The 21428-nt window shown below is 39.4% G+C and carries 17 protein-coding genes, 1 tRNA gene and 1 pseudogene; 15 read left to right on the top strand and 4 right to left on the bottom strand.

Annotated elements, in window-relative coordinates; genetic code table 11:
- Positions 1-2: 2 nt before the first annotated feature.
- The gene (locus L4F93_RS12185) at positions 3-806 is read right to left on the bottom strand and encodes a gluconate 5-dehydrogenase (protein ID WP_250350484.1); all 804 of its coding nucleotides are present in this window, start codon (positions 804-806) and stop codon (positions 3-5) included.
- 414 nt (positions 807-1220) lie between these two features.
- Between L4F93_RS12185 and L4F93_RS12180 the strand changes: the two genes are divergently transcribed.
- From L4F93_RS12180 to truB, 8 genes are all read left to right on the top strand, one after another.
- Positions 1221-2663, top strand: a complete 1443-nt coding sequence (locus L4F93_RS12180; RefSeq protein ID WP_250350483.1) for an alanine/glycine:cation symporter family protein — start codon at positions 1221-1223, stop codon at positions 2661-2663.
- Between the two features lie 29 nt (positions 2664-2692).
- Positions 2693-3421, top strand: coding sequence for a protein kinase family protein (locus tag L4F93_RS12175; RefSeq protein WP_442778822.1), 729 nt, complete (start codon positions 2693-2695; stop codon positions 3419-3421).
- A gap of 81 nt (positions 3422-3502) precedes the next feature.
- Positions 3503-3579 (top strand) — tRNA-Met (locus L4F93_RS12170).
- A gap of 121 nt (positions 3580-3700) precedes the next feature.
- Entirely contained in the window at positions 3701-4156 is a 456-nt protein-coding gene (gene rimP / locus L4F93_RS12165; protein WP_250350481.1) for a ribosome maturation factor RimP, read from the top strand.
- A 24-nt stretch (positions 4157-4180) separates the two neighbouring features.
- Positions 4181-5668, top strand: coding sequence for a transcription termination factor NusA (gene nusA / locus L4F93_RS12160; RefSeq protein ID WP_250350480.1), 1488 nt, complete (start codon positions 4181-4183; stop codon positions 5666-5668).
- A 17-nt stretch (positions 5669-5685) separates the two neighbouring features.
- Positions 5686-8229, top strand: coding sequence for a translation initiation factor IF-2 (gene infB, locus L4F93_RS12155; RefSeq protein WP_250350479.1), 2544 nt, complete (start codon positions 5686-5688; stop codon positions 8227-8229).
- A gap of 128 nt (positions 8230-8357) precedes the next feature.
- Complete coding sequence (gene rbfA, locus L4F93_RS12150; RefSeq protein ID WP_250350478.1) at positions 8358-8774, top strand: 30S ribosome-binding factor RbfA; 417 nt, start codon at positions 8358-8360, stop codon at positions 8772-8774.
- A complete protein-coding gene (gene truB / locus L4F93_RS12145) occupies positions 8767-9693 on the top strand; it encodes a tRNA pseudouridine(55) synthase TruB (protein WP_250350477.1) in 927 nt (308 codons plus the stop codon). Before rbfA ends, truB begins: the two co-directional genes overlap by 8 nt.
- Positions 9694-9746: 53 nt before the next feature.
- On the opposite strand, the gene L4F93_RS12140 is transcribed toward truB, so the two are convergent.
- Entirely contained in the window at positions 9747-10769 is a 1023-nt protein-coding gene (locus L4F93_RS12140) for a branched-chain amino acid aminotransferase (RefSeq protein ID WP_250350476.1), read from the bottom strand.
- Between the two features lie 487 nt (positions 10770-11256).
- Between L4F93_RS12140 and L4F93_RS12135 the strand changes: the two genes are divergently transcribed.
- From L4F93_RS12135 to uvrD, 3 genes are all read left to right on the top strand, one after another.
- A complete protein-coding gene (locus tag L4F93_RS12135; RefSeq protein WP_250350475.1) occupies positions 11257-12147 on the top strand; it encodes a transcriptional regulator GcvA in 891 nt (296 codons plus the stop codon).
- The gene (rlmM, locus tag L4F93_RS12130) at positions 12140-13231 is read left to right on the top strand and encodes a 23S rRNA (cytidine(2498)-2'-O)-methyltransferase RlmM (RefSeq protein ID WP_250350474.1); all 1092 of its coding nucleotides are present in this window, start codon (positions 12140-12142) and stop codon (positions 13229-13231) included. Before L4F93_RS12135 ends, rlmM begins: the two co-directional genes overlap by 8 nt.
- Before the next feature lie 102 nt (positions 13232-13333).
- Positions 13334-15520: a DNA helicase II gene (uvrD, locus tag L4F93_RS12125; protein ID WP_250350473.1), complete on the top strand. Its 2187-nt coding sequence runs from the start codon at positions 13334-13336 to the stop codon at positions 15518-15520.
- Between the two features lie 65 nt (positions 15521-15585).
- On the opposite strand, the pseudogene L4F93_RS12120 reads toward uvrD, so the two are convergent.
- Positions 15586-16245: pseudogene (locus tag L4F93_RS12120) on the bottom strand (IS1595 family transposase).
- 133 nt (positions 16246-16378) lie between these two features.
- Between L4F93_RS12120 and L4F93_RS12115 the strand changes: the two are divergent.
- The 3 genes from L4F93_RS12115 to L4F93_RS12105 are packed head-to-tail and all read left to right on the top strand — an operon-like array spanning position 16379 to position 18367.
- Positions 16379-17308, top strand: coding sequence for a LysR family transcriptional regulator (locus tag L4F93_RS12115; RefSeq protein WP_250350472.1), 930 nt, complete (start codon positions 16379-16381; stop codon positions 17306-17308).
- A 10-nt stretch (positions 17309-17318) separates the two neighbouring features.
- Positions 17319-18041, top strand: coding sequence for an AzlC family ABC transporter permease (locus L4F93_RS12110; protein ID WP_250350471.1), 723 nt, complete (start codon positions 17319-17321; stop codon positions 18039-18041).
- Positions 18038-18367: a branched-chain amino acid transporter permease gene (locus tag L4F93_RS12105; protein WP_250350470.1), complete on the top strand. Its 330-nt coding sequence runs from the start codon at positions 18038-18040 to the stop codon at positions 18365-18367. The genes L4F93_RS12110 and L4F93_RS12105 overlap by 4 nt, the downstream gene beginning before the upstream one ends.
- 36 nt (positions 18368-18403) lie before the next feature.
- Here L4F93_RS12105 and L4F93_RS12100 read toward each other — a convergent pair whose 3' ends face one another.
- On the bottom strand, positions 18404-20749 hold the full coding sequence (locus L4F93_RS12100; protein ID WP_250350469.1) for a TonB-dependent receptor: 2346 nt from the start codon (positions 20747-20749) through the stop codon (positions 18404-18406).
- Positions 20750-20914: 165 nt separating this feature from the next.
- Here L4F93_RS12100 and L4F93_RS12095 point away from each other — a divergent pair, with 165 nt between their 5' ends.
- Positions 20915-21337: a PPC domain-containing protein gene (locus tag L4F93_RS12095; RefSeq protein ID WP_250350468.1), complete on the top strand. Its 423-nt coding sequence runs from the start codon at positions 20915-20917 to the stop codon at positions 21335-21337.
- Positions 21338-21428 lie beyond the last annotated feature (91 nt).

Genomic DNA, 21428 nt, shown 5'->3' with positions numbered 1-21428 from the left:
TTTTACGGCTGTTTACCAATATATGCCAAGATACCGCCATCAACGTATAAAATATGACCATTGATGAAGTTTGAGGCATCAGAAGACAAGAATACTGCCGCACCTGCGAGATCTTCTGGCGTACCCCAACGCGCTGCAGGTGTTTTAGCGATGATGAATTGATCGAATGGGTGGCGAGAGCCATCAGGTTGTCTTTCGCGTAATGGCGCTGTTTGTGGTGTGGCGATATAACCCGGGCCGATCCCGTTACATTGAATATTTGCTTCACCAAATTCTGAACAGATGTTTTTGGTGAGCATTTTTAATCCACCTTTGGCGGAGGCATAACCCACCACAGTTTCACGGCCTAATTCACTCATCATTGAGCAGATGTTGATGATTTTACCGTGTCCTTTTTTGATCATAGAAGGCAATACCGCTTTCGACATAATGAATGGACCCGTCAAATCGATGTCGATAATTTTACGATAGTCTGCTGCGGTGGTTTCTAGCATTGGGATACGTTGGATAATCCCCGCATTGTTTACTAAAATATCAATTACGCCCACTTCGTTTTCAATTTTAGCGACGTGTTCTTTTACCGCATTTTCGTCTGTTACGTCAAATAAATAACCCTGTGCATCAATACCTGCTTCTTTATAGGCAGCGAGACCTTTTTTGAGGTTTTCTTCATTTACATCATTGAATACAATTTTTGCACCTGCCTGACTGAGTGCTGACGCGATAGCAAAGCCGATACCGTATGATGCCCCTGTAACTAAGGCGATTTTACCTTTTAATGAGAATTGCTCTAAAATATTTGACATAGTTGCTCCTTAAACTCCTTAAAATGAGGTTGTCATTGAAATTTATTATTTAGACTTTGTAATTTTAAAATTATTAAACCATTATTTCAATTTTATTATAGCGAATTATGAGAAATAGAATGTGATGTAGTTCACATTTTTGTGAATTGCACCGAATTTTTATGCCTTATGAGGTTTTTGATGAAAAATTTGAGTAAATAATCAGCGATTTTATTTTTGAACTCTGTTTTTTGTTTAATCTCTCCTCACTCTTTTTAGTCAGTGAATTAAATGTTGAATAATAAAGTGCGGTAATTTTTTTAAAAGTTTTTAAAAATAGAGGATTTTTTAATTTTTTATTCTCTTTTTTATCCTAATTGTTCTCTCTTTATATAAAATCTATTAGAATGCAGTCTTTCATTATGAGGAGAAATTATGATTGAGCAAATTATCAGCAACGTGGAACACGCCTTAACGTGGTTTGTCGAAACATTTGATGGCCCTCTTTGGGATATTACCGTAATTACCCTTTTAGGTGTCGGCATTTTCTTTACCGTGACGACGGGGTTGGTGCAGTTACGTTTATTTCCACAAAGTTTACGTGAAATGTGGTTTGGGCGCGCTTCTACGGGGGATTCTTTAACACCCTTTCAAGCCTTTGCAACAGGGCTAGCGAGCCGTGTGGGCGTAGGGAATATTGGCGGTGTTGCCACAGCAATTGCGATTGGTGGTGAAGGTGCGGTGTTCTGGATGTGGGTAACGGCGTTGATTGGTATGTCTAGCGCAGTGGCAGAGTCGTCTCTTGCTCAATTATATAAATTAAAAGATAAAGATGGGGTGAGCCGCGGTGGACCTGCTTATTATATTGTGCAAGGCTTAAAATCTCGCTGGCTGGCGGCGTGCTTTGCCATTGCGTTAATCTTTACCTTTGGTTTTGCCTTTAATGCGGTACAATCTAATGCCATTGTTGAAGCAACAGGTAATGCGTGGAAATGGAATCCAAATTACGTAGGAATTGGCTTGGTGATTTTAACCGCCTTAATTATTTTTGGTGGGGTGAAACGTATTGGTAAAGTATCGGCTCGTATTGTACCGATAATGGCACTGTTCTATTTAATTATGGCAGTAATCATTATGGGAATGCATATTGAAATGATCCCAGCTGTGATTGCTAACATTGTGCATAGTGCTTTCTCTTTTGATGCAATGGCTGGCGGTATGTTTGGTGCGATTTTCTCTAAAGCAATGCTAATGGGAATTAAACGTGGTTTATTTTCTAACGAAGCGGGTATGGGATCGGCGCCAAATGCGGCGGCCACTGCGGATGTTAAACACCCGGTGAGCCAAGGGGTAATTCAAATGCTTGGCGTGTTTGTTGATACCATTATTGTATGTTCTTGTACGGCTATCATCATTTTGCTATCAGACAATTACGGTGGTGAAACGCTGAAAAGTATTTCCCTTACACAAAACGCTTTACAATATCACGTGGGTGAATTTGGTTTGCATTTCCTTGCTTTTATCTTATTGCTATTTGCATTTTCTTCTATTATTGGTAACTATGCCTATGCAGAAAGTAATATCCGTTTCCTCAAAAATCGCCCAGTAGTGGTGTTTCTTTTCCGCTTAGTGGTGCTATTTTTCGTGTACTTTGGTGCAGTGAATTCAGGGAATGTGGTATGGAGCTTCGCCGATACGGTAATGGCGGTGATGGCATTAATTAACTTGGTGTCTATCGTGTTGCTTTCCCCGATTGTTTGGACGTTATTAAAAGATTATCAACGCCAAATTAAAGCAGGCATTCGTGAGCCAGAATTTAAAATTAAAGAACATCCAGAGCTTCTTAAACGTGGCGTAAATCCGGATGTTTGGAAATAATTATTGATGTAAGTATAGTATGAGGTTGTTTGATGTCAGCACAACACATTGAATTTCAAGAAAAGGTGCAAGCCTTGCTAAAACAGCATAAAGGTGAGCGAATTATTAGCTTTGAATATGAAAATCAGCGCTACTGGCTCAAACAACCTGAACAACTTAAAGGCGTTTGGCGTTTACTTAAACCTCAACCCAAAAAAGCTTTTCAAAACGAATTGAACACCTTGCAGTTTTTAGCTGAAAAAAAAGCACCCGTGCCACAATTAATGGCATTTGGCGAAGATTTTTTAGTGCTAAAAGATGCGGGTAAGACTATCAGCTATTGGGTGGATAAACCTGATCTCAGTTCAATACAGAAGCTGGCTATTTTGGAAGATGGGGTAAAAGCCTTAACGGATTTGCATAAGAAAGGTTTGGTTCACGGTCGCCCAGCACTACGTGATATGGCGTGGCACGAAGGCAAGGTACAGTTTATTGATTTTGAATCCCGTTCTAATCAGACGAATTTAAATTGGCAAAAAGTACGAGATAGCCTTATTTTTATTCACAGTCTTGGGCGTTCAGATAGCATTTCTGATGAGCAAATGCGTTTAACCATTGAGAAATATCAACAATACTGTGAACCTGATATTTGGCAACGAACGGTTTCTTTTTTGCGAAAAAACCGTTGGCTGTATTATTTATTGTTACCTTTTAAGCCTATTGCAAGAATGGATCTTATTGCGATTTATCGTTTATTTGAAAACACCTTAAACAACTAAGTGCGGTGCTTTTTTACAAGTTTTTTTGATAAAGCCTTGCTATTTGTTTTTCTATAGGTATAATACGCCACATATTTCGGACGCGGGGTGGAGCAGCTTGGTAGCTCGTCGGGCTCATAACCCGAAGGTCGTTGGTTCAAATCCAGCCCCCGCAACCAATTCATAGAAAGTTCAGTAAAAAGAACCCCAATTTTGGGGTTTTTTTGTACGAGCAATTTAGATGTAGAACTGGGCTGATAGCCCTTTTTTTACGTCCTAATTTTGTGTAGGAGGCGTTAATTGGCAACATTAGAAGAAAAATTATCTGATTTACTCAAGGATTCTGTACAGGATTTAGGCTGTGAACTTTGGGGTATCGAATGCCAGCGTATGGGAAGATTTTTAACCGTGCGTTTATATATTGATAAAGAAGGTGGCGTAACCGTTGATGATTGTGCAGATGTGAGCCGTCAGGTCAGCGCGATTTTAGATGTGGAAGATCCGATTGCGGATAAATATAACCTTGAAGTCTCTTCACCGGGGCTTGATCGTCCATTATTTACCTTAGCGCAATATGCTCGTTTTATTGATCAAGAGATTATCGTGCATTTACGTATTCCTGTATTAGAACGCCGTAAGTGGCAAGGAAAATTAGCGCATATTGAAAATGATATGCTGACGTTAATGGTTGATGGACAGCCTCAAGTATTGGTATTTGGTAACATTCAAAAAGCCAATGTGGTACCTAAATTTTAAGTTTATATAGGAAGAAAAGAAAAAATGAGTAAAGAGATTTTATTAGCTGCGGAAGCAGTATCAAATGAAAAATTGTTACCTCGTGAGAAAATTTTTGAGGCTTTAGAAAGTGCGATTGCTCTCTCTACGAGAAAAAAATATGAACAAGAAATTGATGTGCGTGTAGTGATCGATCCAAAAACGGGTGAATTTGATACATTCCGCCGTTGGTTAGTGGTGGATGAAGTAACCAATCCAACAAAAGAAATCACCCTTGAAGCGGCACAATTTGATGATCCTAATGTACAGGTTGGGGATTATGTGGAAGATCAAATTGAATCTGTGGCGTTTGACCGTATTACAATGCAAACCGCACGCCAAGTGATTAGTAGCAAAATCCGTGAAGCGGAGCGTAACAAAATCGTTGAGCAATTCCGTTCTAATGAGGGCGAAATTGTGACGGGAACGGTGAAAAAAGTAAACCGTGAAAATATTATTTTAGATTTAGGTCAGCAAGCGGAAGCGGTGATTTTGCGTGAAGATATGTTACCACGCGAGAATTTCCGCCCGGGTGATCGTGTGCGTGGTGTGTTATACCGCGTTAGCCCAGAAAGCAAAGGCGCACAGCTTTTTGTTACCCGTGCAAAACCTGAAATGATTATTGAATTATTCCGCATTGAAGTACCTGAAATCGGTGAAGAGCTGATTGAAATCAAAGGTGCAGCACGTGATCCGGGTTCGCGCGCTAAAATTGCTGTAAAAAGCAATGATAAACGTATTGATCCTGTTGGGGCTTGTGTCGGAATGCGCGGTTCACGCGTGCAGGCAATTACCAATGAATTAGGCGGAGAGCGTGTTGATATTGTGTTATGGGATGACAATCCAGCTCAGTTTGTGATTAATGCAATGGCACCGGCGGATGTGACGTCTATTGTTGTTGATGAAGATAATCATTCTATGGATATTGCGGTTGAAGCGGAAAACTTGCCACAAGCCATCGGACGTAATGGACAAAATGTACGTCTAGCCAAACAACTGACAGGTTGGACATTAAATGTAATGACCACAGAAGAGCTTAATGAAAAACATCAAGCTGAAGATAATAAAGTGCTTAAACGCTTTATTGAGGCATTAGAAATTGATGAAGAATTTGCTCAAATCCTTGTAGAAGAAGGGTTCACTAGCTTAGAAGAACTTGCTTATGTTCCCGTTAATGAATTAACCGCAATTGATGGGTTAGAAGATGAAGATCTTGTTGAGGAATTACAAACTCGAGCTAAAAATGCCTTGACTGCTGCGGCATTAGCGGAAGAAGAAGCGTTAAAACAAGCGCATATTGAAGATAAATTATTAAATCTTGAAGGAATGAACCGCCATCTTGCGTTCAAATTAGCAGAAAAACAAATCACGACCTTAGAAGAGTTAGCAGAACAAGGTGTGGATGATTTAGCCGATATTGAAGAATTAAGTGCCGAACAGGCCGCAGATTTAATTATGGCGGCACGTAATATTTGTTGGTTCAGTGAAGAATAAAGAAGGGTGTAAAAACTATGGTAGATGAAGTCAAAAAATCGGATGCACCGAAAAAATTAAGCATACAACGCCGTACTAAAACTACGGCAAATACCACCACAAGTACCGGTAAAAATAAAACGGTACAAGTAGAGGTACGCAAAAAACGCACTGTTCCAACAGAAGCTGCAATTCGTGCGGAAGAAGAGGCTCGCTTAAAAGCAAAACAAGAAGCAGAGAAGAAAGCGGCTGAAGAGAAAGCAGCCGCAGAAAAAGCACAGAAAGAAGCTGAAAAAGCGAAAAAAGAAGCGGAAAAAGCAGAGCAGGAAAAACGTCAGGCTGAACAAAAAGCAAAAGAAAATGCGGATAAAACCGCAAAAGACAGCGCGAATAAAGCAATTAATGAAGAAAAAGAACGTCTTAAAGCCGAAGAAGCAGAACTTCGCCGTAAAGCGGATGAATTAGCACGTCAAAAAGCAGAAGAGCAAGCACGTAAAGCGGCAGAAGAAGCGAAACGCTATGCGGATTTAGCAAGTGCGGATGAAAAAAATGAAATTTCTGAAGATTATTCAGATTATCATCTGACTTCAAGCTATGCGCGCGAAGCAGAAGACGAAGAAGAGCGCCGCAATGAAAATCGTGGTCGTGGTAAAAATAAAGTTGCCAAAGCGAAAAAAGGCGGACGTGAAGACGACAACAACAAAAATGAGCGTGAATCAAATCGTCGTAATCAAAAAGACATTAAAGGTGGCAAAGGCGCTAAAGGTAAGCAAGGTAAAAAAGGTAGTAGCTTACAACAAGGCTTCACCAAGCCTGCTGCACCAGTAAACCGTGATGTGGTGATTGGGGAAACCATTACCGTCGCGGAACTTGCGAACAAAATGGCAGTGAAAGCCACTGAAATCATCAAAACAATGATGAAAATGGGCGAAATGGTTACCATTAACCAAGTGATCGATCAAGAAACAGCACAGCTTGTAGCCGAAGAAATGGGACACAAAGTGATCCTACGTAAAGAAAATGAGCTAGAAGAATCCGTATTAGGCGATCGTGATGTGAATGCTGAAAAAGTAAATCGTGCGCCAGTGGTAACTATTATGGGACACGTTGATCACGGTAAAACTTCCTTACTTGACTACATTCGTAAAGCTAAAGTGGCAGCTGGCGAGGCAGGCGGGATTACTCAGCACATTGGTGCTTACCACGTTGAAACAGATGATGGCAAAATGATCACTTTCCTCGATACCCCGGGACACGCCGCCTTTACCTCAATGCGTGCGCGTGGTGCAAAAGCAACGGATATCGTCGTGCTTGTAGTTGCCGCAGATGATGGTGTGATGCCACAAACCATTGAAGCAATCCAACACGCAAAAGCAGCAGGTGTGCCAATCGTTGTGGCGGTGAATAAAATTGATAAGCCTGAAGCAAACCCAGATCGCGTCGAACAAGAGTTATTGCAACACGAAGTAATTGCAGAAAAATTTGGTGGCGATACCCAGTTCGTTTATGTTTCTGCGAAAAAAGGAACAGGGGTGGATGAATTACTTGAAGCCATCTTATTACAATCTGAAGTGTTAGAACTCAGTGCCGTGAAAGACGGAATGGCAACTGGGGTGGTGATTGAATCATATCTTGATAAAGGCCGTGGTCCAGTGGCAACCATCTTAGTTCAATCAGGAACATTACGCCGTGGTGATATTGTGCTTTGTGGTTTTGAATATGGCCGTGTACGTGCAATGCGAGATGAAAATGGTAAAGACATTTCAGAAGCAGGCCCATCAATTCCAGTAGAAGTATTAGGCTTATCTGGTGTGCCATCTGCGGGTGATGAAGCCACTGTGGTACGTGATGAGAAAAAAGCCCGTGAGGTGGCATTATATCGTCAAGGTAAATTCCGCGAAGTGAAATTAGCCCGTCAGCAAAAAGCGAAGTTGGAAAATATGTTCAGCAATATGGCAGAAGGCGATGTGGCAGAATTGAACGTTATTGTCAAAGCAGATGTTCAAGGTTCAGTAGAAGCGATCGTTCAAGCCTTACAAGAGCTTTCAACCGCAGAAGTGAAAGTGAATGTCGTTGGTTCTGGCGTGGGCGGAATTACTGAAACCGATGCAACTTTAGCTGCGGCATCTAATGCGATTATTGTTGGTTTTAACGTTCGTGCCGATGCGTCAGCACGCCGTATCATTGAAAATGAAAATATTGATTTGCGTTATTATTCAATCATTTATGAACTACTTAACGAAATCAAAGCAGCAATGAGCGGTATGTTACAGCCTGAATTTAAGCAAGAAATTATCGGTCTTGCAGAAGTGCGTGATGTATTCCGTCATCCGAAATTTGGTGCAATCGCAGGTTGTATGGTTACCGAAGGTGTGGTGAAACGTAATAACCCAATCCGTGTATTACGTGATAACGTGGTGATCTTTGAAGGGGAATTGGAATCTCTCCGCCGTTTCAAAGATGACGTCGCAGAAGTGCGTAATGGAATGGAATGTGGTATTGGCGTGAAAAACTACAACGATGTGAAAGTTGGTGACCAAATTGAAGTCTTTGAAGTGGTTGAAATTAAACGCTCAATTTAATGAATGAGAAAGTGCGGGTGTTTTTATCCGCACTTTTACTTAACACAATAAATGGGATAGGCTTTTCGTCATAGGTTACACCTTAAGCGAGGCAAGCATTATCCTCTTTTTATTTATAGGAAAAGGAAATGGCAAGAGAATTTAAACGTTCAGATCGCGTAGCACAGGAATTACAAAAAGAAATTGCAGTCATTTTACAGCGTGAAGTCAAAGATCCTCGTATTGGAATGGTTACCGTTTCTGATGTAGAAGTGTCGCGCGATTTGGCTTATGCAAAAGTTTTTGTAACTTTTTTATTTGATCAAGATGAAAGTATTATTGAAAGTGGAATGAAAGGGTTAGAAAAAGCTGCACCTTATATTCGTTCATTATTGGCGAAAGCGATGCGTTTACGGATCGTTCCTGAGCTACGTTTTATTTATGATCAATCTTTGGTCGAAGGAATGAGAATGTCTAACTTGGTGAGTGAAGTGATTCGTGATGATGAAAAACGCCACCAGCCAGAACCGCATAACCAAGAAGATGCCGACAAAAATAATGAGTAGAGCAAAAAATAAAGGTCGCCACATTCACGGAATTTTTTTGTTAGATAAGCCACAAGGGGCAAGTTCTAACCAAATTATGCAACAAGTGAAACGGCTTTTTCAGGCAAATAAGGCAGGGCATACAGGGGCGTTAGATCCCCTCGCTACGGGGATGTTGCCCATTTGTTTAGGTGAGGCGACCAAGTTTTCGCAATATTTGCTTGATTCTGATAAGCGTTATTTGGTCACGGCGAAATTGGGTGAACGTACAGATACCTCTGATGCAGATGGACAAGTGGTGCAACATCGAGAAGGGCGGGTGGAAATCTCAGAAATTTTGACCGCACTTGATCAATTTCGTGGCGAGATTATGCAAGTGCCGACAATGTTTTCAGCCTTGAAACATCAAGGGAAACCGCTATATGAATATGCGCGTGCAGGCATTACCGTGGAACGTGAACCACGTCCTATCACCATTTTTGAACTGAAATTTATTGATTACCAAGCTCCTTATTTAACGCTGGAAGTACATTGTTCTAAAGGCACTTATATTCGCACTTTAGTTGATGATTTAGGTGAAGTGTTAGGTTGTGGCGCACACGTAACGATGCTTCGCCGCCTTGCGGTGGCGGATTATCCTCAGCAAGCGATGATGCGCTTAGAAGATCTTAACGCCTTAAGCGAACAGCAGGATTTAAGTTTGCTAGATCAGCATTTATTACCTATCGACAGTGCGGTGAAATCCTTACCCGCTTTGCTTTTAACTGCTGAGCAAAGCCGAGCCGTAGGCTTTGGGCAACGTGTGAAGTTTGATAATCCCCAACAGATTTACGGACAGGTGCGGTTATTTTCTGATAAACATCAGTTTTTAGGTGTGGCAGAAGTGGATAAAAATAACGTTATCCGACCAAGCCGAATGGTCGCATTAGATTTATTATAAAGATTAAAGGGGCAAACGCCCCTTTTTTATTCGTTTTGATTTTATTTGGAAAATTATTCCACTTTAACAATCCAACCTTCAGGCGCTTCAATATCACCAAATTGAATGCCGGTCAGTTCGTTATAAAGACGTTGGGTGATTTCGCCAACTTCTGTTTCTGAATAGAAAACGTGGAAGTCATCGCCATATTGAATACCGCCAATTGGCGTAATCACTGCCGCTGTTCCGCAAGCCCCAGCTTCTTTAAATTGGTCTAATTCATTAATATAAATATCCCCTTCAAGGGTGTCTAACCCAAGACGTTCTTTTGCCAAATAGAGCAGAGAATATTTCGTGATACTTGGTAAAATTGATGGGGAGAGTGGGGTAATAAATTTATTATCTTTCGTGATACCAAAGAAATTTGCTGAACCCACTTCTTCAATTTTAGTGTGAGTGGCGGGATCAAGATAAATACAGTCACTAAAGTTACGCTGTTTGGCTAATTTGCCCGGATAAAGGCTTGCTGCATAGTTTCCGCCCACTTTAGCCGCACCAGTACCTTGTGGGGCTGCACGATCGTAGCCAGAAACAATAAAATTAGTCGGTTTCATTCCACCTTTGAAATAGGCACCGACAGGGCAACAGAAAATAGAAAAGATGTATTCTTTTGCAGGGGTTACGCCTACATTATCTCCCACGCCAATCACAAATGGACGTAAGTAAAGTGTTGCTCCTGTGCCGTAAGGGGCAAGCCAAGATTGATTCGCTTTGACAACTTGTTTACAGGCATCAATAAACATTTCAACAGGGACTTCAGGCATGAGTAAACGTTGGCAACTTTTTTGCATTCTTAAGGCATTTTGATCTGGACGGAAAAGATTAATTGAGCCATCTTTACAGCGATATGCTTTTAACCCCTCAAAGCATTGTTGCCCATAATGTAATGCGGTAGAGCCTTCGCTAATATGAAGCACATTATCTTGGGTGAGTTCCCCTTTAGACCATTCTCCGTCTTTCCAGTAAGCAATATAACGATAATCTGTTTTGATATAGCCAAAACCAAGATTTTGCCAGTCAATGTTTTTTAGTGTCATTTTATTTCCTTATTAATGATGTTGTTACAACAGAATGGTTTTAATCTACACCATTATTTAAAACTTGCAACAATAAAAGTGCGGTTATTTTTGAATTTATTTTTTCTTAGAAAAAATACGATGTCTTCTGTACAGCTAACAAGGAAATCTATTTCGGGGAAAAGTGAAACTGTGGTAGGATCTCGCACATAAAAAAACACCGCTCAATTGAGCGGTGTCTAACCTAATTAGGTCAAAAAAATATACAGGAAGTGAAATGAGTAACTAATCAGTTACTCTGTTCGGTTTCCCGAACTATGCAAACACAACATCATACTTAAGTCGAAACTCTTAACCAATAAGGAATTACCAATCATTAAGTATGTGCGTATTGTAGTGAGATGTATGGACGAGAACAAAGGATATTTTTTTATCCCTTGCATTAAAAAAACTAATAGATAAATCAGTGAGTTAGTATAACTGATTATTTTTCATTTGAGAAGAATTTATGTATAAACGTTTGCCTCCCTTGAATTCACTGAAAGCTTTTGAATGTGCGGCTCGCCATTTGAGTTTCACAAAAGCAGCGGATGAACTCTTTGTGACCCAAGCAGCAGTGAGTCATCAAATTAAATTATTAGAAGATTTTTTAGGCATTGAATTATTTAAACGTCAGCACCGAGCGTTAGTGCTAACTGAGTTAGGACAGATTTATTTCAAAGAAGTGACAGAAATTTTACGCCGTTTGTCCGAGGTTACGCAAAAATTAATGACGCAGAAAAATGAAAAACATATTGCGATTAGTGTACCCCAAACCTTTGGCATTCAGTGGCTTGTGCCTCGTTTAAGTGGGTTTAATGCCCTTTATCCAGATATTGAAGTTCGCTTGACAGGCGTGGATCAAGATGAAGGATTGCTGAACCGAGAAATTGATATTGCGATTTATTATGGACGTGGCGCGTGGGAAAATCTGCAAGTGGAAAAATTAGCAGAGGAAAATTTGCTCTTGCTTGCCTCACCAAAATTATTGGCTAAACAGCCGGTATATTCAGCAGATGATCTTAAAAAACATACGCTGATTCATATTCATACCCGTGATAACTGGCAAAATATGGCGAATCATTTACAATTAAAAGCGTTGGACATTCAGCACGGCCCTATTTTCAGCCATACTTTTATGGCCTTGCAAGCTGCGGTACACGGACAAGGCATTGTACTTGCTAACCGTGTGCTAGCTCAGCAAGAAATTGATCGTGGTACATTGCAAGTGGTGTTACCAATCCAACTCAAAGATCCAAAATCTTTTTATGTGGTTAATCAATTAGATAAAGCGAATGATGAACAAATTCTCGCATTTCGCCAATGGATAATTAAAGAAATAAGAAACAATAATGAATAAACTTGCCTTATATTGCCGTATTGGCTTTGAAAAAGAACTTGCCGCCGAAATTACTGATAAAGCAGCCGAACGTGGAATTTTTGGCTTCGCCCGTGTTGAGCCAAATTCAGGTTATGTGATTTTTGAATGTTATCAGGCTGGTGAGGCGGATCGATTGGCACAAGAACTGCCTTTTGACCAACTGATTTTTGCTCGCCAAATGATTGTTGTATCAGATTTATTACAAAATCTCTCACCTGAAGATCGTATTAGCCCTATTTTATTGCAATATCAGCAAGATGAATTGGCGAAAAAACTCAAAAATAGCACCGAATTATTTGTTGAAACTGCCGACACCAATGAAGCAAAAGAATTGTCTGGATTTTGTCGTAAATTTACCGTACCTTTGCGTAATATTTTGAAAAAAGAAGGCTTTTTACAGGGCAAAGGCAATCATCAACATACCCTAACGTTGCACGTTTTTTTCTTGCAATCAACAGCGTGCTATGTAGGGTATTCGTACAACCATAATCATTCGCCATATTTTATGGGCATTCAACGGCTTAAATTCCCCGCAGAGGCACCAAGTCGCTCGACCTTAAAATTAGAAGAAGCCATTTTAACCTTCATTCCTAAACAAAAAGAAAGCCAATACTTAAATGAAAATCAGTATGCGGTTGATCTCGGTGCTTGCCCGGGAGGATGGACGTACCAATTGGTTAAACGTGGTTTATTTGTTTATGCGGTAGATCATGGCAAAATGGCAGCGAGCCTACACGAAACGGGTCGCATTGAACATTGTGCTGAAGACGGTTTTAAATTTCAACCACCGAAACATCGCCGTATTGATTGGCTAGTATGTGATATGGTCGAACAGCCAAGTCGCATTGCACAATTAATTACAAAATGGTTCATTAATGGGTGGTGCCAAGCCAGCATTTTTAATTTAAAATTGCCAATGAAAAAACGTTATACGGAAGTGAAAGAATGCCTAACAATGATTGAACAAGCCTTAGATCAACAAGGAATGAAATTCAAACTTAAAGCAAAGCATCTGTATCACGATAGGGAAGAGATCACCGTTTATCTCTATTTACTGCCTTAATTAAAGTGCGGTGGAAAATTCATAAAAATTTCACCGCACTTCTTGCCTTTTAGCAAAATCCCCCTATAATTTAAAACTGTATAAAAAAACAGTGGTGATGTGATGGATATTTCAGAATTACTTGATGGATTAAATGATAAACAACGCGAGGCAGTCGCTGCCCCCTTGGGCAATTACTTAGTGTTAGCTGGCGCGGGTAGTGGTAAAACGCGAGTGCTAACTTATCGTATTGCTTGGTTGATTGCGGTAGAGCAAATTTCTGAAGGCAGTATAATGGCAGTCACCTTTACCAATAAAGCCGCCGCAGAAATGCGTCATCGAATTGAGCAAACATTGGCGAAATATTCATCACAACGCATAATGGGAATGTGGACTGGCACATTTCACAGTATTGCACACCGTCTATTACGCGCCCATTATGCAGATGCTGGGCTACCACAGGATTTTCAAATTTTAGATAGTGATGATCAGCAACGTTTGATTAAACGCTTGATTAAACTACATAATATTGACGAAAAAGCGTATCCGCCGAAACAGGCGTGCTGGTATATTAATAACAAAAAAGAAGAAGGTTTGCGTCCGCATCAACTTGATGATGAGGGCGATATTCAAGAACGCACTTGGATTAAAATTTATCAAATTTATCAAGATGCTTGTGATAGAGCGGGCTTGTTGGATTTTTCTGAATTATTGCTGCGAGCGTATGAATTGTGGCTGAAAAAACCATTAATTTTGCAACGTTATCAGCAGCGTTTTTCGCATATTTTGGTGGACGAGTTTCAAGATACCAATAAAATCCAATATGCGTGGATCAAATTATTGGTGGGAGAAACGGGTAAAATAATGATCGTAGGCGATGACGATCAGTCTATTTATGGCTGGCGTGGCGCACAAGTTGAAAATATTCACCGTTTCTTAGAAGATTTTCATAATGCACAAACCATTCGTCTTGAGCAAAATTATCGTTCTACGGGCAATATTCTCAACAGTGCCAACCATTTAATTGCGAATAATAGTAACCGTCTTGGTAAGGATTTATGGACGGAGGGGGAGCAAGGCGATCCTGTTGGGATTTATGCCGCCTTTAATGAAATTGACGAAGCTCAGTTTGTGGCAAGCCAAATCAAAATCTGGCTCGATGATGGCGGAAAATTAGATGATTGTGCTATTTTATATCGTAGTAATAGCCAATCTCGTGTTATTGAAGAAGCCTTAATTCGCGCCCAAATTCCTTATCGAATTTATGGCGGATTGCGTTTCTTTGAACGGCAAGAAATTAAAGATGCCTTAGCGTATTTACGTTTGATCGCCAATCGCTTTGATGATGCCGCCTTTGAGCGAGTGATCAACACACCAGCTCGAGGGATTGGCGATCGAACCTTAGATGTGTTACGTCAATTAACCCGTGAGCGACAAATTACCCTATGGCAAGCCATTCAAGTTGCCATTCAGGAAAATATGTTAGCAGGACGGGCAGCAACCGCTTTATTGCGTTTTACTGAATTAATTAATTCCTTACAACAAGATAGTGCAGAAATGCCACTATTTGCACAAACTGATTTTGTCATTAAACACTCAGGCTTGTATGAAATGTATAAGCAGGAGAAAGGTGAAAAAGGTGAAGTGCGGATCGAAAATTTAGAAGAACTGGTGAGTGCAACTCGAGAATTTATTAAACCAGATGAAGCGGAAGAAATGACAGATTTAATGGCATTTCTCACCCACGCCTCTTTAGAGGCTGGGGAAGAACAGGCCTCAGCCCATGAATCAAGTGTACAAATGATGACATTACATTCCGCCAAAGGGTTAGAATTTTCACGCGTCTTTATGGTTGGGGTGGAAGAAGGTTTATTTCCAAGCTTCCGTTCTTTTGAAGAACCAGGGCGTTTAGAAGAGGAACGCCGTCTGGCTTATGTTGGCATCACCCGAGCCAAGCAAAAACTCACCATTAGTTATGCGGAAAGCCGCCGATTATATGGCAAAGAAGAACGCCATATTCCCTCTCGTTTTATTGAAGAATTACCAAAGGATTGTATTCAAGAAGTGCGTTTACGAGGCACGGTGACGCGTGCGTATAATCGTGCTGCCGTCGGTTCGTTAAATAGTCATAAAGTTAGAAATGATAGGGAATGGCGAATGGGACAAAAAGTTAGACACGCTAAATTTGGTAATGGCACAATTATTAATGTGGAAGGTGAAGACAATAACACCCGACTACAAATCGCTTTCCAAGGAGAAGGAATTAAATGGCTGATTGCGGCATTGGCGAAGCTAGAGAAGTTATCCTAAACACAAATTAAAAATTCACTAAAAAGACACCGCATTTTTGTTTTTGAGGCTGTATTAGATTAGTCCTAAATTCCACACCAAAGTCGCGGTGTTTTTAGCTGTTCTTTTGGTGTCCCAAAGTTAAACTGAAATTCACATTCTTTCAAGAATAACGGAAAGGATTTCTTGTCAATTCCGTTATATTTTCTTAGTACTCGTTTAGCCTGATTCCAGAAATTTTCAATCTCATTAATGTGATTTTTTGCTTCTGCGAAATGAGTTGAATGATTAATTCTGACATGCTTAAATTCGCTTATATCTAGCACATCGTAGCGATGATAATAGTCGGTATAAACAACGCTATCAGGCATAATTTTCCTTTTAATTACATGGAGTAAGGTGTTAGTCTTAGTATTTTCAACAATAACCGTATAGACTTTTCCTTCTCGTTTCAGCATACCAAAAACCGCTGTTTTACCCTTAGCACCTCGTTCCCTTTTTCCTTTTCTTTTTCCACCAAAATAGCTTTCATCAAGCTCAATTTTACCAGCAAAAATCTCGTTGGTATCTTGGGCTAAATGGTCGCTAATCACCTCCCTGATTTTGCGATAAAAGAGGGCGGCTGAATTAGGGTTAATTTCCAGTAAATTTGCTGCTGAAACGGGCTGTTACTTCAAGTACAAAAAATTCTAGCAGTTTTTTCTGTATAGATTTCTGATTTTACAATGAGTTATCTTCGGTTTTATAGACTAACATAACTGCTAATCTAATACAGCTAATTCAAATAAAAACCACCGCACTTTATATTAATCATTAAAGTGCGGTGCTTTTTTGTTGTATAATTTTCATTATCTTGTTTTATATCTATGAATCCATTTAATGAAACCCACATTTTTAGAAATTCGACATCTTAAAACACTGATTGCATTAAAAGAAACGGGGAGTGTTTCTTTGGCGGCGAAGCGTATTTATTTAACGCAATCAGCCCTTTCTCATCAGATAAAGTTATTGGAAGATCAATATGGTCTTGCGCTATTTGAGCGAAAAAGTCAGCCTTTACGCTTTACGGCGGCTGGCGAGCGTTTGATTAAATTAGCAAATGAAGTGTTACCACAAATTATTGAGGCCGAGCGAGATCTTTCACGAGTGAAGCAAGGGGAAGCGGGGGAGCTGCGCATTGCGGTAGAATGTCATACTTGCTTTGACTGGTTAATGCCCGCAATGGATAGTTTTCGCCAACATTGGCCTTTAGTGGAGTTAGATATTGTTTCTGGCTTTCATACTGATCCTGTTGGGCTATTATTAACCCATCGTGCAGATTGGGCGGTGGTTTCGGAGGTTGAAGAGACTGTCGGTATTACCTATAAACCGTTATTTTCTTATGAGATGGTGGGATTATGTGCGAAGGATCATTCTCTTGCCAATAAAGCGGTTTGGCAGGCGGAGGATTTTCTTGATCAAACATTAATTACCTATCCTGTTCCTGATGATATGTTAGATTTGCTGAAAAAAGTGTTGCAGCCTGCGGGGATCAATCCTACTCGTAGAACAAGTGAATTGACCATTGCGATTATTCAGCTTGTAGCGAGTAAAAGAGGGGTGGCTGCATTACCTTTTTGGGCAGCAAAACCTTATTTAGATCGAGGCTATATTGTCGCGAGAAAGATCACTTCACAAGGGTTATATAGTAATCTTTATGGGGCATTTCGTGAAGCTGATACAGAGGTTGCCTTTGTTGAGGATTTTTATGAGACAGTGAAAGCCCAAAGTTTTTCAACCTTGCCCGGATTATCCATTTTAGAAGAGTAGCGAGATAAGTATGATTGCAACGCAAAATAAGATTTGGCAAAGCGCAAGAGCGGCATTCCCTTATTCTTTACCTATGTTGGTTGGTTTTTTATTTTTAGGGTTTGCATACGGGCTTTATATGAAAGGATTAGGTTTTAATGCTTGGTATCCTTTTTTAATGGCATTACTGATTTATGCAGGCTCTGTGGAGTTTATTGTTGCTGGGGCATTGATGGGGGTATTCACGCCCGTTTATGTTTTTTTATTAACCTTGATGGTGAGTTTACGTCAAATTTTTTATAGTATTTCTATGTTGGAGAAATATGGCAGTGGCGTAGGTAAAAAACGTTGGTATCTAATTAGTTCGCTGGTTGATGAGAGTTTTTCACTGAATTATGTTGCGACTATTCCTTCGCATTTAGATAAAGGATGGTATATGTTTTTTGTCAGCCTCTATCTTCATATTTATTGGGTGTTAGGCGCACTGTTAGGAAATGTTTTTGGCAATATTATTCCTTTTGATCTCAAAGGCATTGAGTTTGCAATGACCGCACTATTTTTAGTGATTTTTGCAGAAAATTGGCTTAAGGAAAAATCACATAAGAGTTCGTTATTAGGTATTGGTGTGGCATCATTGTGCTTGCTTGTTGTCGGTAAAAATTATTTTCTTCTTCCTACATTAGCGATTATTTGGTTAGTTTTAACTTTATGGCGAGCAAAATTGAATGTAACCTTAGAACAGGTGGAAAAATGACATTAACTCAACAAATTATTACGATTTCTCTTGCTGTGTTAGCCGTTCAATTAACAAGATGGTTACCTTTTTGGATCTTTCCTGCTGAGCGTCCTATTCCTGAATATATTCGTTATTTAGGTAAAGTATTACCGCCAGCAATGTTCGGTATGCTTGTCGTATATTGTTATAAAAATATTGATATGAATACTGCCTATGTTGGCGCACCTGATTTTATTGCAGGGGGAATTGTATTAGCGTTACATTTTTGGAAAAAGAATATGTTTCTTTCCATCATTGCAGGAACAGTGATTTATATGTTTTTAGTACAGATGGTATTTAAATAAAGAAACCACGCTGATTAGACGTGGTTTCTGTGAGTATTAAAATTTGATATTTAAACCTAAACTGGCATTTCTCCCTGCTAATGGAGCGAGAAATTTTAATGATGACGTATTAGAGCGCGCTTCTCTGTTCGTTATATTATTCACATTGAGGTAAAGCTCAATTTCTGTTTGTTTCCAAGGATAGGTATAGCTGATACCTAAATCAACAAGTGTGAAAGAAGGAACGGAAAGTTTTTCATCAATTTCATTGCTGACATTTTTTTGTGTTTTGTAATGAATAGCAGAAATAAATCCTTTCCATCGATCATATTCAATATTCAGATCAGCACCAAATCGAGATGATGGTAAATTAGGTAAATAGTTTCCTAGCCCAGTTAGACGATGAGGGAGCTTCTGTTTGACTTGATCATAAAAAGTATGCCAATACCAAGTACCGAAATGAGCAGTTTCCATCGTATAAGTTAAATCTAATTCCCATCCTGTTAAGGTAAATGGGGTTTGACGCCATTCTTTTACCATTAAACCATTTCGTGCGACACCGGTATAACCTAAATAAGTAAAATGATCGAATTTTGTTTGATACCAGTTTAGGCTAATATCGAAAGGATCAGGGCTATATCCGAGAGAAAATTCCCACGTTTTACTCTTTTCTTTCGCAAGCCGAGCATCACCATTTTCTTCGATTAATAACGCATAGTGGTTATTATTCGCATATAATTCATTCATTTCTAAGGCGCGTTCAGCAAAGGTGCGTTGGATTCTGAGGTAGCTATTGTCAGTTGGATTAAATTGCAGAGCAAGATGACTATTTTGCAAATAAAATTCACGATCTTTCGCATAATAGCCACCTATCCCTCTTGCCGTGCCAGCAACATTCTCACCTAATTTATACCGCACTTTTTCAATACGATGTCCTGCTTCTAGCATAAATGGAGAAAGATCAAGGGTTTCAATACCATATACACTATAAGATTTTCTTGTTAAATGAGGCAAATAAGCATCTTCTCCATTTGGTTGTACGTGTTGATGAGAAAAATCAGTACCAATTGTGCCGATCAGGCGTCCAAATAAAGGTTGGTGGCTTGCATAGAGGCGATAACTATAATTTTTTGACTGAAATCCATTAGAAAGTACATCACCAAGGTATTCATTATCTTTAGCTTGTTGATAATTTACTTGTAAATCAATGGCATCGATACCAGTAAATGGTGTTTTCCAATGTGTTCGCCAGTCTAAGCGATGAGTTTTATTTTTCACATTGACTGGCGCATAACCATCTATGGTTTGGGTATTTAAATAAGCAAACCCCGGTACGCCATAATCCGCATCATAATAATGCCAAGCGATACCCGAGTAACCAAAATCACTAATGTAACTCGTACCAAGCGTAAAGGTACGTGTTTGCGAGTGGCTATTCGGTATTTTTCCGTACGGATAAGAACGATATTCTTTCATTTCACCAAATTTCTCTGCATAGTAAGGGCTATTTGGTACATATAAAGGATTTGGTGGGTTTTGCACAAAAACATTACCACGGTTATTCGTATATTTATCTTCTTCAGTAAGACCTAAGCTCGTATCTTGATAATTATCTAAATAATATTGACTAATATATTTGAAATAGGCTGGATTAATTGTTGTTAATACAGGAATACTTACCTGACATTGACGCTGTAAATCTGTCCGAGATTGTAGATAGCTTTTATCATAGCAAACAGAAGATTTGGTTCGATGAGGTATTTTTACAGAAGAAATCTTACTGATACTTCCACTGATATGCCCTGCCCAATGTTCATCATTACTCAGATTGAGCTGAAATAGCCCTTGGTTTGGCGCATTAATTCCTTTATTTAGGGTTACTTGTCCGCTTATTTTTTGATGCGAAATTTTATTAGAGATTGAATTATCTAATACATTCACTGCACCACCAAGGCTACGTCCACCGTATAGAATACTGGCACTTCCTTTGTTGATTTCAATTTCTTTTGCATTCAATGGATCGACAGAAGTTGCAAGATTACCACTTACTATAGCTAAGTCATTGATCGGCATATTGTTTTGTAAAACAGTAACACGCTGACCTGATAATCCTCGAATAATAGGACGACTTGCATTTGGTCCAAAAGAACTGCTTTGTACACCTGAGGTTTTATCTACGACTGAACCAATGGTTGTCGAATAGTTCTGCTTTAATTGCTGTTCGGTGATTTTATGTTGCGTATGCAAATAATGATCGGGTACCGCGGTTGGAGAAATGGTGGTTTCAACTAAAATCGGCGCTAATTGTTGGCTATTTTCTCCATTTTGCTCCGCATTTGATGGCATTGTACTCGCTGCTGCGATTAAAAATAATGAAATTTTATGAAATTCAAAAGATTGCATTTATACACCTTATTTTTTAATGAAAAATAAGCGGAAATGCTAACATAAAATGGCTAAAAGTAAATGGAGATAAAGAAACTTTATTATTTTTACAAAATAAGTGATAACATAATAGACACACCATCCATTTTTATGGTGTGCTATTTTTATCTAACGAGAGAGGAAATGATGAAAACATTAAACAAAATTTACTGTGCATTTTTAGCTGTAGGTCTTGTCGGTTTATCAGGTTGCGAACAAGCCACAAAGACTGATACCGCTGCAACAAAAACAGATGTTGTTGAACAAGCTCAAGCTAAACAAGAGACTGAAAATACTCAGGCGTTTGTTCAACATTATGAAGGAAAAGTTACTGGCTATGATTTCCAAAGTTATCCTTTTGAAGGAAAAAAAGGGCAAACATTAATTGTTAAACTGGTTACCCAAGGGAATGTAGATGCTTTCTTATATGGATATGATGATTATTCTTATGGTGAAGCTTATACGCTACCAGAAACAGGGCAATATGAATTACGAGTAGGCCAGCCTCGAGCAGCCTCCTATAAAGATAAGACTTCTAGCTATGAGTTAACGATTGAATTGAAATAGTATCAGCGTTAAATTTTAACTTATTCTTTGATAAACCTATTTTATCGCCGTTTAAATTTGGAATGAAACGAGATGGCACGTTACAGGCAAT

This window comes from Avibacterium sp. 20-132, assembly GCF_023611925.1.
In the GTDB taxonomy this organism is placed as follows: Bacteria; Pseudomonadota; Gammaproteobacteria; order Enterobacterales; family Pasteurellaceae; genus Avibacterium.
The sequence above is the reverse complement of the archived record's forward strand: the minus strand, read 5'-3'. Positions and strand labels throughout refer to the sequence as shown.

What these genes read in the sequence shown, in the direction of transcription:
- L4F93_RS12185 (WP_250350484.1), bottom strand. Translation starts at nt 806, where the DNA reads ATGTCAAATATTTTAGAGCAATTCTCATTAAAAGGTAAAATCGCCTTA.
- L4F93_RS12180 (WP_250350483.1), top strand. Translation starts at nt 1,221, where the DNA reads ATGATTGAGCAAATTATCAGCAACGTGGAACACGCCTTAACGTGGTTT.
- nusA (WP_250350480.1), top strand. Translation starts at nt 4,181, where the DNA reads ATGAGTAAAGAGATTTTATTAGCTGCGGAAGCAGTATCAAATGAAAAA.
- infB (WP_250350479.1), top strand. Translation starts at nt 5,686, where the DNA reads ATGGTAGATGAAGTCAAAAAATCGGATGCACCGAAAAAATTAAGCATA.
- rbfA (WP_250350478.1), top strand. Translation starts at nt 8,358, where the DNA reads ATGGCAAGAGAATTTAAACGTTCAGATCGCGTAGCACAGGAATTACAA.
- truB (WP_250350477.1), top strand. Translation starts at nt 8,767, where the DNA reads ATGAGTAGAGCAAAAAATAAAGGTCGCCACATTCACGGAATTTTTTTG.
- L4F93_RS12140 (WP_250350476.1), bottom strand. Translation starts at nt 10,769, where the DNA reads ATGACACTAAAAAACATTGACTGGCAAAATCTTGGTTTTGGCTATATC.
- L4F93_RS12135 (WP_250350475.1), top strand. Translation starts at nt 11,257, where the DNA reads ATGTATAAACGTTTGCCTCCCTTGAATTCACTGAAAGCTTTTGAATGT.
- rlmM (WP_250350474.1), top strand. Translation starts at nt 12,140, where the DNA reads ATGAATAAACTTGCCTTATATTGCCGTATTGGCTTTGAAAAAGAACTT.
- uvrD (WP_250350473.1), top strand. Translation starts at nt 13,334, where the DNA reads ATGGATATTTCAGAATTACTTGATGGATTAAATGATAAACAACGCGAG.
- L4F93_RS12115 (WP_250350472.1), top strand. Translation starts at nt 16,379, where the DNA reads ATGAAACCCACATTTTTAGAAATTCGACATCTTAAAACACTGATTGCA.
- L4F93_RS12110 (WP_250350471.1), top strand. Translation starts at nt 17,319, where the DNA reads ATGATTGCAACGCAAAATAAGATTTGGCAAAGCGCAAGAGCGGCATTC.
- L4F93_RS12105 (WP_250350470.1), top strand. Translation starts at nt 18,038, where the DNA reads ATGACATTAACTCAACAAATTATTACGATTTCTCTTGCTGTGTTAGCC.
- L4F93_RS12100 (WP_250350469.1), bottom strand. Translation starts at nt 20,749, where the DNA reads ATGCAATCTTTTGAATTTCATAAAATTTCATTATTTTTAATCGCAGCA.
- L4F93_RS12095 (WP_250350468.1), top strand. Translation starts at nt 20,915, where the DNA reads ATGATGAAAACATTAAACAAAATTTACTGTGCATTTTTAGCTGTAGGT.